Annotated in this window: 13 protein-coding genes and 1 pseudogene; 12 read left to right on the forward strand and 2 right to left on the reverse strand. The window is 71.7% G+C overall.

Features of this window, described 5'->3' with window-relative positions; translation table 11 throughout:
- Positions 1-163 precede the first annotated feature (163 nt).
- The 10 genes from ACZ62B_RS37250 (at position 164) to ACZ62B_RS37295 (ending at position 8,561) form a co-directional block, all read left to right on the forward strand.
- On the forward strand, positions 164-1,129 hold the full coding sequence (locus ACZ62B_RS37250) for a Rossmann-like and DUF2520 domain-containing protein (protein ID WP_344567236.1): 966 nt from the start codon (positions 164-166) through the stop codon (positions 1,127-1,129).
- A 70-nt stretch (positions 1,130-1,199) separates the two neighbouring features.
- Positions 1,200-2,198, forward strand: a complete 999-nt coding sequence (gene panC / locus ACZ62B_RS37255) for a pantoate--beta-alanine ligase (RefSeq protein WP_344567234.1) — start codon at positions 1,200-1,202, stop codon at positions 2,196-2,198.
- 11 nt (positions 2,199-2,209) lie between these two features.
- Entirely contained in the window at positions 2,210-3,955 is a 1,746-nt protein-coding gene (locus ACZ62B_RS37260; RefSeq protein WP_344567404.1) for an L-aspartate oxidase, read from the forward strand.
- Positions 3,956-3,960: 5 nt separating this feature from the next.
- Positions 3,961-4,935, forward strand: a complete 975-nt coding sequence (gene nadC / locus ACZ62B_RS37265; RefSeq protein ID WP_469693777.1) for a carboxylating nicotinate-nucleotide diphosphorylase — start codon at positions 3,961-3,963, stop codon at positions 4,933-4,935.
- Positions 4,936-4,943: 8 nt separating this feature from the next.
- Positions 4,944-5,741 (forward strand): type III pantothenate kinase, encoded by a 798-nt coding sequence (locus ACZ62B_RS37270; protein WP_344567221.1) that lies wholly within the window; start codon positions 4,944-4,946, stop codon positions 5,739-5,741.
- Between the two features lie 388 nt (positions 5,742-6,129).
- The gene (locus tag ACZ62B_RS37275; protein WP_469693779.1) at positions 6,130-6,705 is read left to right on the forward strand and encodes a hypothetical protein; all 576 of its coding nucleotides are present in this window, start codon (positions 6,130-6,132) and stop codon (positions 6,703-6,705) included.
- Positions 6,706-6,732: 27 nt separating this feature from the next.
- Positions 6,733-6,909 (forward strand): hypothetical protein, encoded by a 177-nt coding sequence (locus ACZ62B_RS37280; protein WP_344567211.1) that lies wholly within the window; start codon positions 6,733-6,735, stop codon positions 6,907-6,909.
- A 124-nt stretch (positions 6,910-7,033) separates the two neighbouring features.
- On the forward strand, positions 7,034-7,447 hold the full coding sequence (locus ACZ62B_RS37285) for a BlaI/MecI/CopY family transcriptional regulator (RefSeq protein ID WP_073936751.1): 414 nt from the start codon (positions 7,034-7,036) through the stop codon (positions 7,445-7,447).
- Positions 7,448-7,456: 9 nt separating this feature from the next.
- Positions 7,457-8,026 (forward strand): amino-acid N-acetyltransferase, encoded by a 570-nt coding sequence (locus tag ACZ62B_RS37290; protein WP_468721832.1) that lies wholly within the window; start codon positions 7,457-7,459, stop codon positions 8,024-8,026.
- Positions 8,027-8,225: 199 nt separating this feature from the next.
- The gene (locus ACZ62B_RS37295) at positions 8,226-8,561 is read left to right on the forward strand and encodes a histone-like nucleoid-structuring protein Lsr2 (protein ID WP_004928054.1); all 336 of its coding nucleotides are present in this window, start codon (positions 8,226-8,228) and stop codon (positions 8,559-8,561) included.
- Here ACZ62B_RS37295 and ACZ62B_RS37300 read toward each other — a convergent pair.
- Positions 8,540-9,241 carry an SCO3374 family protein gene (locus tag ACZ62B_RS37300; RefSeq protein ID WP_469693781.1) on the reverse strand — a complete coding sequence of 234 codons (702 nt, stop codon included), beginning with the start codon at positions 9,239-9,241 and terminating at the stop codon, positions 8,540-8,542. The genes ACZ62B_RS37295 and ACZ62B_RS37300 overlap by 22 nt on opposite strands.
- Positions 9,242-9,672: 431 nt before the next feature.
- Between ACZ62B_RS37300 and ACZ62B_RS37305 the strand changes: the two genes are divergently transcribed.
- Complete coding sequence (locus tag ACZ62B_RS37305) at positions 9,673-12,198, forward strand: ATP-dependent Clp protease ATP-binding subunit (RefSeq protein WP_344567218.1); 2,526 nt, start codon at positions 9,673-9,675, stop codon at positions 12,196-12,198.
- Positions 12,199-12,302: 104 nt separating this feature from the next.
- Here the strand turns inward: ACZ62B_RS37305 and ACZ62B_RS37310 are convergent, their stop codons facing one another.
- A complete protein-coding gene (locus ACZ62B_RS37310; RefSeq protein WP_344567219.1) occupies positions 12,303-12,941 on the reverse strand; it encodes an HAD family acid phosphatase in 639 nt (212 codons plus the stop codon).
- Positions 12,942-13,382: 441 nt separating this feature from the next.
- Between ACZ62B_RS37310 and ACZ62B_RS37315 the strand changes: the two are divergent.
- Positions 13,383-13,776: pseudogene (locus tag ACZ62B_RS37315) on the forward strand (M23 family metallopeptidase); the annotation flags it as partial.

The following is a 13,776-nucleotide window of genomic DNA, read 5'->3' on the forward strand; positions in this document are numbered from 1 at the left end:
CCCACCCGCGCGGGCACCCTCATTTCCGCACACGCGTGTGCCACGACGGCGCACGGAAACCCACAGCCTGTGGACAGCCGACCGCCCCCGGAACCGATCGCGTTAACATGACGAGAAATCGTCCGGTACCCCGAGCGGACTGGAACGGGAAGGCCCCCGTCGCGTGAACACAACCCCACAGCCAGATCCCCGGGACCGCCCCGCGCGGCTCACCGTCGGCGTCGTCGGCGCCGGACGCGTGGGCCCCGCCCTGGCCGCGTCCCTCCGGCTCGCCGGGCACCGCCCGGTGGCCGTCTCCGCCGTCTCCGACGCCTCCCGCAGGCGCGCCGAGCGGATGCTCCCCGACGTGCCGGTGGTGCCGCCCGCCGAGGTCCTCCAGCGGTCCGAGCTGGTCCTGCTGACCGTCCCGGACGACGCCCTGCCCGAGCTGGTCGCCGGACTCGCCGACACCGGCGCGGTGCGGCCGGGCCAGCTACTGGTGCACACCTCCGGGCGGTACGGCGCGAAGGTGCTCGACCCCGCCCTGCGGGCCGGCGCGCTGCCGCTCGCCCTGCACCCCGCGATGACGTTCACCGGCACCTCCGTCGACGTGCAGCGCCTCGCCGGGTGCTCCTTCGGCGTCACCGCCCCCGAGGAGCTGCGGCTGGCCGCCGAGGCCCTCGTCGTCGAGATGGGCGGCGAGCCGGAATGGATCGCCGAGGAGAACCGCCCGCTCTACCACGCGGCCCTCGCCCTGGGCGCCAACCACCTGGTCACCCTGGTCGCCCAGTCCCTGGAACTGCTGCGCACCGCAGGTGTCGAGGCCCCCGACCGGATGCTCGGCCCGCTGCTCGGCGCCGCCCTGGACAACGCCCTGCGCTCCGGCGACGCAGCCCTCACCGGCCCGGTCGCGCGCGGCGACGCGGGCACGGTCGCCGCGCACGTCACCGAGTTGCGCCGGCACGCCCCGGGGGCCGTCGCCGGCTACCTGGCGATGGCCCGCGCGACCGCCGACCGGGCCCTCGCCCACGGCCTGCTGAAGCCCGAACTCGCCGAGGACCTCCTCGGAGTGCTCGCCGACGGAACCGGCGGAGCCGGCGGAGTCACGGGCACCGACGGCACCGGAAGCACCCCGGGGGAGGACCGATGAGCGGCACGCCCCGACACCCCGCCCACCCCACCCCCGCGGCGACGCGCGCGTCCCGGAACGGAGTCACCCGATGACCGCCACCCTGCTGCGCACCGCCGCCGAACTGCGCGCACGCGCGCGTACCGGCCGCCGCGCCGTCGTGATGACCATGGGCGCCCTGCACGAGGGCCACGCCACACTGATCCGCACCGCGCGGGGGATCGCCGGCCCCGACGGCGAGGTCGTGGTCACCGTCTTCGTCAACCCGCTGCAGTTCGGCGCGGGCGAGGACCTGGACCGCTACCCGCGCACCCTGGACGCCGACATCGAGCTCGCCGGGCAGGCGGGTGCCGACGCCGTCTTCGCCCCGTCCGCGGACGAGGTCTACCCGGGCGGCGAACCCCAGGTCCGCGTCACGGCCGGCCCCATGGGCGAACGCCTGGAGGGCGCCGCCCGCCCCGGCCACTTCGACGGCATGCTCACCGTCGTCGCCAAACTGCTCCACCTCACCCGCCCCGACATCGCGCTGTACGGCCAGAAGGACGCCCAGCAGCTCGCCCTGATCCGCCGCATGGTGCGGGACCTGAACTTCGGCGTCGAGATCGTCGGCGTCCCCACCGTCCGTGAGGAGGACGGGCTCGCCCTGTCCAGCCGCAACCGCTACCTCTCGCCCGCCGAGCGGCGCACCGCGCTCGCCCTGTCCCAGGCCCTGTTCGCGGGCCGCGACCGGCACGCCGCCCAGCAGGCGCTGCGCGCGCGTGCGAGTGAGGTGCCCTCCACGCGCGCGCGTGCCGAGGCGCTCAGCGCCATAGGGGAGTCCCGCGCGGCGGCCGACGCGCACGCCGTCGCCACGACCGCCGGCGGCCCGGGGGCCGTCCGCGCCGCCGCCCGCCTGGTCCTCGACGAGGCCGCCCGCCTCACGCCGCCCCTCGACCTGGACTACCTGGCCCTGGTCGACCCGTCCGACTTCACCGAGATCGGCGACGACTTCACCGGAGAGGCCGTCCTCGCCGTGGCCGCCCGCGTGGGCACCACCCGCCTGATCGACAACATCCCCCTGACCTTCGGAACGTTCGGAGCCGCCTCGTGACCAGCACAGGCATACGCCCGCCCGTCGCCCACCACCCTCGAACGAGAGCGCTTCGGGATCGCCCCCGTTTGCACGCGCCCGCGCCCGGGTGGTCCATCGACGCGGACGTCGTGGTCGTCGGTTCCGGCGTCGCCGGCCTCACCGCCGCCCTGCGCTGCGAGGCCGCCGGCCTGACGACGGTGGTCGTCACCAAGGCCCGCCTCGACGACGGCTCCACCCGCTGGGCCCAGGGCGGCATCGCCGCGGCCCTCGGCGAGGGCGACACCCCCGAGCAGCACCTGGACGACACCCTGGTCGCCGGTGCGGGCCTGTGCGACGAGGAGGCGGTCCGCATCCTCGTCACCGAGGGGCCCGACGCCGTACGCCGCCTCATCGCGACCGGCGCGCACTTCGACGAGTCGACCGACGGCGGGCTGGAACTCACCCGCGAGGGCGGCCACCACCGCCGCCGCATCGCCCACGCGGGCGGCGACGCCACCGGCGCGGAGATCTCCCGCGCCCTCGTCGAGGCGGTCCGCGCGCGCGGGATGCGCACCGTCGAGAACGCCCTCGTCCTCGACCTCCTCACCGACGCCGACGGCCGCACCGCCGGCGTCACCCTGCACGTCATGGGCGAGGGCCAGCACGACGGCGTGGGCGCCGTCCACGCGCCCGCCGTGGTCCTGGCGACCGGCGGCATGGGCCAGGTCTTCTCGGCGACCACGAACCCCGCCGTCTCCACGGGCGACGGCGTGGCCCTCGCCCTGCGCGCGGGCGCCGAGGTGAGCGACCTCGAATTCGTCCAGTTCCACCCGACGGTGCTCTTCCTCGGCCCGGACGCGGAGGGCCAGCAGCCGCTCGTCTCCGAGGCGGTACGCGGCGAGGGCGCCCACCTGGTGGACGCCGACGGCGTGCGCTTCATGCAGGGACAGCACGAACTCGCCGAACTCGCGCCCCGGGACATCGTCGCCAAGGGCATCATGCGCCGCATGCGGGAGCAGGACGCCGAGCACATGTACCTCGACGCCCGCCACTTCGGCGCCGAGATGTGGGAACACCGCTTCCCCACGATCCTCGCCGCCTGCCGCGCGCACGGCATCGACCCGGTCACCGAGCCCGTTCCGGTCGCCCCGGCCGCCCACTACGCCTCCGGCGGCGTCCGCACCGACTCCCACGGCCGCACCACCGTGCCCGGCCTGTACGCGTGCGGCGAGGTCGCCTGCACCGGCGTGCACGGCGCCAACCGCCTCGCCTCCAACTCCCTCCTCGAGGGCCTGGTCTACGCCGAGCGCATCGCCGCCGACATCGCGCGCGCCGGGAACACCCTCCACGCGCGCGTGCCGCAACCGCTCCCCGTCACGGAGCGCCCCGCCTACCCCCTCCTCCCCCCGGAGGCCCGCTTCGCCGTCCAGCGGATCATGAGCCGGGGAGCAGGCGTACTGCGCTCCGAGGACTCCCTCTCCGAGGCGGCCGACCGTCTCCACCGGCTCCACGCCGACGCGCGCGACGCCCTCGACGAGAACGGCAAGACCGCCGAGCCCGGCGTCGACACCTGGGAGGCCACCAACCTCCTGTGCGTGGCCCGCGTCCTGGTCGCCTCCGCGCAGCGGCGCGAGGAGACCCGCGGCTGCCACTGGCGCGAGGACCGTCCCGAGCGCGACGACACGACCTGGCGCCGCCACATCGTCGTACGGCTGAATCCGGACCGATCGCTGGCGGCGCACACCACCGACACCACAGACTTCCCCCCGACCCTCCCTCAGGCCCAGGAGCAGTGACAGCAGTGACCACCCCCGACCTTCCCCTCGTTTCCTCCGGCGGCTGTGGCGACGGCTGCGCCTGCGGCGCCGACGAGGAGACCTACCTGGAGTGCGGCCTCGACTCCGCGCTCGCCCAGCTCCTGGCCGACGCGGGCCTCGACCCCGTGGAGGTCGAGGACATCGCCAACGTGGCCCTCCAGGAGGACCTGGCCCACGGCGTGGACGTGACGACGGTCGCGACCATCCCGGAGGACGCCGTCGCCACCGCCGACTTCACCGCGCGGGAGGCGGGCACCGTGGCGGGCCTGAGGATCGCCGAGGCGGTCATGTCGATCGTCTGCGCGGAGGAGTTCGAGGTCGAACGCCACGCGGAGGATGGTGACCGCGTGGAGGCGGGCCAGACCCTGCTGTCCGTCACGACCCGCACCCGCGACCTCCTCACCGCGGAGCGCAGCGCCCTGAACCTGCTGTGCCGCCTGTCGGGCATCGCGACCGCCACGCGCGCGTGGGCGGACGTCCTGGAGGGCACCAAGGCGAAGGTCCGCGACACCCGCAAGACCACGCCCGGCCTGCGCAGCCTGGAGAAGTTCGCCGTGCGCTGCGGCGGCGGCGTCAACCACCGCATGTCCCTCTCGGACGCGGCCCTGGTCAAGGACAACCACGTGGTGGCCGCCGGCGGTGTCGCCGAGGCCTTCAACGCGGTCCGCGAGCGCTTCCCCGACGTCCCGATCGAGGTCGAGGTCGACACCCTGCACCAGCTCCGCGAGGTCCTGGACGCCGGCGCCGACCTGATCCTGCTGGACAACTTCACGCCCGGCGAGTGCGAGGAGGCGGTGGCCCTCGTCGACGGCCGCGCCGCCCTGGAGGCCTCCGGCCGCCTCACCCTCGCCAACGCGAAGGCGTACGCGGACACGGGCGTCGACTACCTGGCGGTGGGCGCCCTCACCCACTCCTCGCCGATCCTCGACATCGGCCTCGACCTGCGAGCGGCGGAGTAGGACCGGCCATGCTGCTGACGATCGACGTGGGCAACACGCACACCGTCCTGGGCCTCTTCGACGGCGACGACATCGTCGAACACTGGCGCATCTCCACGGACGCGCGCCGCACGGCCGACGAGCTCGCGGTCCTCCTCCAGGGCCTGATGGGCATGCACCCGCTGCTGGGCGACGAACTGGGCGACGGCATCGACGGCATCGCGATCTGTGCGACGGTCCCGTCCGTCCTGCACGAACTCCGCGAGGTCACGCGCCGCTACTACGGCGACGTGCCGGCGGTGCTGGTGGAACCGGGCGTGAAGACGGGGGTGCCGATCCTCACCGACAACCCCAAGGAGGTCGGCGCGGACCGCATCATCAACGCGGTCGCGGCGGTCGACCTCTACGGCGGTCCGGCGATCGTCGTCGACTTCGGCACGGCGACGACGTTCGACGCGGTCTCCGCGCGGGGGGAGTACGTCGGTGGGGTCATCGCCCCCGGCATCGAGATCTCCGTCGAGGCGCTCGGCGTCCGCGGTGCGCAGCTGCGGAAGATCGAGGTGGCGCGTCCGCGCAGTGTGATCGGCAAGAACACGGTCGAGGCGATGCAGTCCGGCATCATCTACGGATTCGCCGGGCAGGTCGATGGTGTGGTCAACCGGATGGCCCGCGAGCTGGCGGACGATCCCGAGGACGTGACGGTCATCGCGACGGGTGGGCTGGCGCCGATGGTGCTGGGCGAGAGCTCGGTCATCGACGAGCACGAGCCGTGGCTGACGCTGATCGGGCTGCGCCTGGTGTACGAACGGAACGTGTCGCGTCTGTGACGCGCGCGGGTGGCTGTGCGGCTCGGTGCCGTACGGGTGCCCCTCGCTGTTGTGGCCCGGCGCCGGGTTCACGCGGCCGGCGCGGTACGGGGTGCCCTGTGTTGGCGTGGGCCGGGGGTTGGTCGCGCAGCCCGGCGCTGACGGGGTGCCGTCGCGCCCACCCGTGCCGCCCCAGCGGCACGACTGCCCGCGGGAGCGGCAGGGACGGCGGGAGCGGCGGGAGCGGTAGGGGCGGCAGGGGCGGCAGGGGCGGCAGGGGCGGCAGGAGCGGCGGGAGCGGCGGGAGCGGCAGGGGTGCGGGGGGTGGTGTCCCGCCCACCCGGGTGGCGACCCGCGCCACACCTGCCCCATACGCGCTGTTTGTCTGATTAGCGCGTATCGTCACAGCATGCCCACGCCCTACGGACCCCGCGGCGGCATGGCGTTCGGCGCGGAGGAACTGCGCGTGCTCCGCCGCGCTCTCGCCCTCGCCCTGTGCCCCACCCCCGCCTCGGCCGACGACCTCCAGGACTGCCTACGCCTCGTCACGGACCTCGACGAGGCGACGCGGGAAAGTGCCCGGCTGCGCGCCTTCCTCCTGGCCGACCTCGGCCGCTACCGCGCCGCCCTCCCCGGCACCGCCGCCGGCTACCTCACGCTCCTGGAGGAGGCGCTGGGCGCCGGATACCGCCCCCACCCCGACGACCTGGCCGCCCTCCGGGCCCTGCGCGGCAACCCCACCGCCGCCACCCTCCTGCGCCACTGCCGGCGCACCTTCCTCCTGGCCCTCCCGGGAGGCCGCGCGGCCGCAGAGGACCCGCAGGAGGAGCAGGACCCGGCCCGGAGGCCACCCGCCACCCCCCGCCCCGCCCCGAACCCCACTCCCGCACCCGGCCCCGCCCGCCCCATCCCCACCCCCGGCGAGGTCTTCCCCCGGCGCAAACCCACCCCGCCCCCGCCGGACCAGCACCTGGCCGCCGGCTGACCACCCCCGCTGCCCTACCCTGGACCCATGGACTACGTCTCCGCGCTCCTCCCCCCGGCCGTCATGGCCGTCCTCTTCATCGGCGTGATCCGGGTGATCGTGAAGACCCAGGGCGGCGCCAACAAGACCAAGGAGGACGCCGCGGTCGACGCGGCCCTCGCGCGGGTGCAGGGCTCCCAGCCCGCCCCCAAGACCGAAGCCTGACCGGCCCGATCCCAGCCGCCCCCGGCGTACGACCCGAGGTCGTACGCCCTTTTTGTTCACGTTTGCCGACGATCGTGCACGTCCGGCACGCCATTATCGGGATCCGCCACTATTGTTCTGAGTTGTGCCTCGCCCATTGGGAGAACTCGAAGACGCGGTCATGACGCGGGTGTGGAAGTGGAACCGCCCGGTGACCGTTCGGGAAGTCCTGGAAGATCTTCAGAAGGAACGGTCCATCGCGTACACCACGGTGATGACCGTTTTGGACAATCTCCATCAGAAGGGCTGGGTGCGCCGAGAGGCGGAAGGCAGGGCCTATCGATATGAGGCGGTCTCCACTCGCGCCGCCTACGCCGCCGCGCTGATGAACGAAGCGTGGTCGCAGAGCGACAACGCCGCCGCCGCTCTCGTCGCGTTCTTCGGCATGATGAGCGAGGAACAGCGCCAGGCTCTCACCGACGCGGTCCGCATCGTCCAGCTCCCGGAAACCCCCGCCGACGAGAACCCCGGCTCAGCAGAGGGCCGGAGCGGACGATAGCGTCCGCCCATGTCCGCAGACAGCCCCGAAGACAGCCCCGAAGACAGCCTCGAAGGCAGCCCCGAAGTCCCCGCAAAAGCCATCACGGTCCGACGGGCCCGCACCAGCGATGTCCCCGCCGTGCGCCGGCTCCTTGACGCCTACGTCCGCGGGCGCATCCTGCTCGACAAAGCGACGGTGACGCTTTACGAGGACATCCAGGAGTTCTGGGTCGCGGAACGGGACGACAACGCGGAGGTGGTCGGCTGCGGCGCCCTGCACGTGATGTGGGAAGACCTCGCGGAAGTCCGCACTCTCGCCGTGAAGCCGGGCCTGAAGGGCGCGGGCGTCGGACACCGGTTGCTGGAGAAGTTGCTGGAGACCGCCCGCTGGCTCGGTGTTCGGCGCGTATTCTGCCTGACCTTCGAAGTGGACTTCTTCGGCAAGCACGGCTTCGTGGAGATCGGTGAGACGCCCGTCGACACCGATGTGTACGCGGAGTTGCTGCGCTCCTATGACGAGGGTGTCGCGGAGTTCCTCGGCCTCGAACGCGTGAAACCGAACACCTTGGGCAACAGCCGGATGCTTCTGCATCTGTGATCTGCGGGCGGTGCCCTATGTCCGAAACGCGCATGTTTCCGGGGCGGGTACGGGCAGTGGGTCTCCGCCAGGGGTTTGTGTTTTTACGGCAAAAGCGGTTTGCTTTCCGGAGTACTGCAGTACTGGATATAACAAGGGGCGGCGATACGGCGGACGCCGGCACACCCCGGCCCTCAAGTTATCGATGAAAGGAAATCCGGTGGCACAGAAGGTTCAGGTCCTTCTTGTCGACGACCTCGACGGCGGCGAGGCGGACGAGACCGTGACGTTCGCGTTGGACGGCAAGACGTACGAGATCGATCTCACCACCGCCAATGCGGACAAGCTCCGAGGCCTTCTCGATCCTTACGTGAAGGGCGGTCGTCGTACCGGAGGCCGTGCTTCGGGCGGGCGCGGAAAGGCGCGTGCCTCTTCCGGTGGCAGCCAGGACACCGCGGCCATCCGCGCGTGGGCGAAGGAGAACGGCTACGAGGTCAACGACCGCGGCCGCGTCCCCGCGTCCATCCGCGAGGCCTACGAGAAGGCCAACGGCTGACCGTCGGCCCGTACGGCGGCGCACGCACGCCGCAGCCGGACCCGGTGGACCTGTGTGGCCACCGTGTTCACCAGCCGCACGAGATCCGGGGGGACGTCCCGGTCCCCCCTCGCACCACCCCTCGTGCCCATCGCCGACAGCGTCGGCAGCGAGGCCTCGGCCCCGCGTCCCGGCTCGGGGGGCCGCAGCCACACGGCGGCCCCCTGTGATCCGTCACGGCCAGGGGGGAACGGCCGGGCGGCGGGACCGGCACCACCGCCGGCGTCACCACCGGCAGCGCCGTCGGCAACGGCGCCAGGGGGCCAGGGAGCGTCCATGAGACCTCCCGCGCCGACTGCCACCAGGTCCAGCGCCAGCGCCCCCCAGTCCAGCCACTCCAGCAGCCCCGGCAGCTCCTCCGCGCTGCCCGCCGCCACCAGCAGCCGCATCCTGCCCTCCCGCAGCGCCACCGGGAACCCCCGCCCGAGCCCTCCCGAGCGCCCGAGGCGCTCCAGCGCCGCGCACCCCGCCTCCGCGGGCACGTCCAGGACGTCGAAGCACACCCCCACCGCCAGCCGCACCGGCGCCCCGGGCACGGTGGGCCACCCCAGCGCGTTCTCGTACCAGAGCCGCACCTCGTCGTCGCTCGGCGTGAGCGGCCGGCGGGGGAACGGCACTACGGGGGCGACGGTCCGGGCCATGCCCGACGCAACGTCCCGACGCCCTTCGGGTTACGCTGGGTGCTCGTGCGTAAGCGAGGGGTGTCGAACAAGGGGGCGTGCGGGGGTGCGGGGAGGCGCAAGGTTGTTCGCCCGTAGCGGAGGGAACCCGTGCACTCGGCATGGACTGTCCGTAGCAGCGGGTAAGACATCCCTAGTGAGAGGGGGCGACACGCAGGGCGGGACGTCTCCCGTTCGCCATGGGCGTACTGGCGAAGGGGGTAACTGCCTGGCCTGCGGGAACATCGTCTCGCACCATCGGGTTGGAGCAGATGTCGGCGTGAGCGGGGTCAGGAGGCCATCGACGGTGTCGGCAGTTGGAATGAGCGGTCCCCGCTCGCGGGACTAAGCTGCGGAAGGACAGGGAGGGGAAGTTCCCCCCACTGCCTGACCGCTCTGAGGAGCGATTAACGATGTTCGAGAGGTTCACCGACCGCGCGCGGCGGGTTGTCGTCCTGGCTCAGGAAGAAGCCCGGATGCTCAACCACAACTACATCGGCACCGAGCACATCCTCCTGGGCCTGATCCACGAGGGTGAGGGTGTCGCCGCCAAGGCCCTTGAGAGCCTCGGGATTTCGCTCGAGGCGGTCCGCCAGCAGGTGGAGGAGATCATCGGGCAGGGCCAGCAGGCCCCGTCGGGTCACATCCCCTTCACCCCCCGTGCCAAGAAGGTCCTGGAGCTGTCGCTCCGCGAGGCCCTTCAGCTGGGCCACAACTACATCGGCACGGAGCACATCCTGCTCGGCCTGATCCGTGAGGGCGAGGGCGTCGCCGCCCAGGTCCTGGTCAAGCTGGGCGCCGATCTGAACCGGGTGCGGCAGCAGGTCATCCAGCTGCTCTCCGGCTACCAGGGCAAGGAGACCGCCACCGCCGGCGGTCCTGCCGAGGGCACCCCCTCCACGTCCCTGGTCCTCGACCAGTTCGGCCGGAACCTCACCCAGGCCGCTCGTGAGTCCAAGCTCGACCCGGTCATCGGGCGCGAGAAGGAGATCGAGCGGGTCATGCAGGTGCTGTCCCGCCGTACCAAGAACAACCCGGTGCTGATCGGTGAGCCCGGCGTCGGCAAGACCGCCGTCGTCGAGGGCCTCGCCCAGGCCATCGTCAAGGGCGAGGTGCCCGAGACCCTCAAGGACAAGCACCTCTACACCCTGGACCTCGGTGCCCTGGTCGCCGGCTCCCGCTACCGCGGTGACTTCGAGGAGCGCCTGAAGAAGGTGCTCAAGGAGATCCGCACCCGCGGCGACATCATCCTGTTCATCGACGAGCTGCACACGCTGGTCGGTGCGGGTGCCGCCGAGGGCGCCATCGACGCCGCGAGCATCCTCAAGCCGATGCTGGCCCGCGGTGAGCTGCAGACCATCGGTGCGACCACGCTGGACGAGTACCGCAAGCACCTGGAGAAGGACGCGGCCCTGGAGCGCCGCTTCCAGCCCATCCAGGTCGCGGAGCCGTCCCTGCCGCACACGATCGAGATCCTCAAGGGCCTGCGCGACCGGTACGAGGCGCACCACCGCGTCTCCATCACCGACGAGGCCCTGGTCCAGGCGGCGACGCTCGCCGACCGCTACATCTCGGACCGCTTCCTGCCGGACAAGGCGATCGACCTGATCGACGAGGCCGGCTCCCGGATGCGCATCCGCCGGATGACCGCGCCGCCGGACCTGCGCGAGTTCGACGAGAAGATCGCCGGCGTCCGCCGCGACAAGGAGTCCGCGATCGACTCGCAGGACTTCGAGAAGGCCGCCTCCCTGCGCGACAAGGAGAAGCAGCTCCTCGCCGCCAAGGCCAAGCGGGAGAAGGAGTGGAAGGCCGGCGACATGGACGTCGTCGCCGAGGTCGACGGCGAGCTGATCGCCGAGGTCCTCGCCACGGCGACGGGCATCCCGGTCTTCAAGCTCACGGAGGAGGAGTCGTCCCGCCTGCTGCGCATGGAGGACGAGCTCCACAAGCGGGTCATCGGCCAGGTCGACGCCGTCAAGGCGCTGTCCAAGGCGATCCGCCGTACCCGTGCCGGCCTGAAGGACCCGAAGCGTCCCGGTGGCTCGTTCATCTTCGCCGGCCCGTCCGGTGTCGGTAAGACCGAGCTGTCCAAGGCGCTGGCGGAGTTCCTCTTCGGTGACGAGGACGCGCTGATCTCCCTCGACATGTCGGAGTTCAGCGAGAAGCACACGGTCTCGCGTCTCTTCGGTTCGCCCCCCGGCTACGTGGGCTACGAGGAGGGCGGCCAGCTCACGGAGAAGGTGCGCCGCAAGCCGTTCTCGGTCGTCCTCTTCGACGAGGTCGAGAAGGCCCACCCGGACATCTTCAACTCGCTGCTGCAGATCCTGGAGGACGGTCGCCTGACCGACTCCCAGGGCCGGGTCGTGGACTTCAAGAACACGGTCATCATCATGACGACCAACCTCGGCACCCGGGACATCTCCAAGGGCTTCAACCTGGGCTTCGCCGCCGCGGGTGACACGAAGACCAACTACGAGCGCATGAAGAACAAGGTCCAGGACGAGCTCAAGCAGCACTTCCGGCCCGAGTTCCTCAACCGCGTCGACGACGTGGTCGTCTTCCCGCAGCTCAGCCAGGACGACATCCTGCGGATCGTCGACCTGATGATCGGCAAGGTGGACGAGCGCCTCAAGGACCGGGACATGGGCATCGAGCTCTCCCAGTCCGCCAAGGAGCTGCTGTCCAAGAAGGGCTACGACCCGGTGCTGGGCGCGCGTCCGCTGCGCCGCACGATCCAGCGCGAGGTCGAGGACACGCTGTCGGAGAAGATCCTCTTCGGCGAGCTGCGTCCCGGTCACATCGTGGTCGTGGACACCGAGGGCGAGGGCGACGCCGCGACCTTCACCTTCCGCGGTGAGGAGAAGTCGGCCCTGCCCGACGTCCCGCCGATCGAGCAGGCGGCCGGCGGAGCCGGTCCGAACCTGAGCAAGGACGCGTAAGCGTCCCACGGCGACCGAAAGGGGCCGGTGCCCGAAAGGCACCGGCCCCTTTCACGTGCCCGCGTGCCCGAGGATGCGCGTATCCGCGGGCACGCGGGCACGCGTCACGACAGCTGACCGTCGTAGTCCGGCAGCTTGAACGTCCTCTCGGCGTGGCCGCCCGACAGGTCGGTGGCGCTGTTGCCGATGTTGGCGATGATCGTGTAGCCCTTGGCCTCGATGGCGGCGCGCTGGGCCGTCTTGTACTCGGCCACGTTCCGGAACAGGTCGAGGAAGCCGCGGACGTACAGGCCGGAGGACTCGTAGCCGACGTGGTCGAGGTTCCAGTCGGTGGGCGCGTGGATGATGCCCGGGCGGGCGGTCACGAAGAACACGGCGACGCCGTGCTCCTGCGCGTACTCCGCGACCTCCAGGACCGGCTCGTTGGCGGGCTGCGGGAAGCTGAACCCGAAGTCGGTCTCCAGCGCGGTGTTGTCGACGTCGAGGACGATCGCCTGCTTCTCGCCCGGTTCGGTGTCCCCGATCCGCTGCTTCAGATAGGGCAGGGCCTGGTCCATGACCGCCCGGCAGTCCCGCTGCCAGGTGTCGTAGTCGACGTCCGCCGCCGCGGTGGCGGCTGCCACCGGGGAGACGGCCGGTGAAGCGGGGGCCGTGGCCTCGGCCGGTGCGGCCAGGGCCACCAGGGCGACCGCGGAGACGGCGGTGACCGATGCGCGGATCGGCCAGGAGCGTCGGCTTCTCATCTCGTGGGGGTCCTCTCACGTCCGTAACGCTGCCAACGTGTCGTGTGCATGCTCGTCTGCGAGGGTGACGTGAGGTGAACCGTAGGGTTACCGGGCGGTAGGCGCCTAGAGGCCTGCGCCACATTTGTGGAATGGCCGAACCCGGTCCCCGGTGACATGGTGCACAGGCGCTTTGTCCGGTACTAGCCGGAATAGTGGCTAAAGCCTTCCCGCAAAACGGACATTTTCCCCAGGGTTCTGCTCGATCGGCTCTAAATGGGGGGTTTCGCCCGGTACCGGTGCTGTGTCAAGAGACGTGCATCTCAGTGCATGTCTACGAGTTTTCGTCGTAGGTCACACCTTTGCGCCGTTATGTCCGGAGGGGCTACCAATGAATCACCACCGAGGCGCGGATCCGTCCGCCGGGTGGTTTTCCCACGCCCCCTTCCTGATGAGGTTGAGATGTCCCAGCGCGTCACGCCCCGCTCCTTCCGTACGTCCCAGATCCGCACCCGCGCGGCCGTCCTGGCCGCCGGACTGGGGGCCTCGGTCGTGATGGGAGCCGGGGTCGCGGCCGCCGTCGACACCACGGCCGCGTCCGGCGCCGCCGGCGCCGTCCAGGCGCAGGCCGCCGCCCAGGCCAAGGCCGCGAAGGCCCAGGCCGCCCAGGTCGAGAAGGCCGCCGAGGCGAAGGCCGCGAAGGCCGCCCAGGCGAAGAAGGCCGCGCAGGCCGCCGCCAAGAAGCAGGCGTCCTGGATCGACCCGGTCAAGAGCTACAAGCTGTCCGCGAGCTTCGCCCAGAACGGCGGCATGTGGGCGCACAAGCACAGCGGCCAGGACTACGCCGTCCCGACCG

This window comes from Streptomyces sp. NPDC053426 (assembly GCF_055585405.1).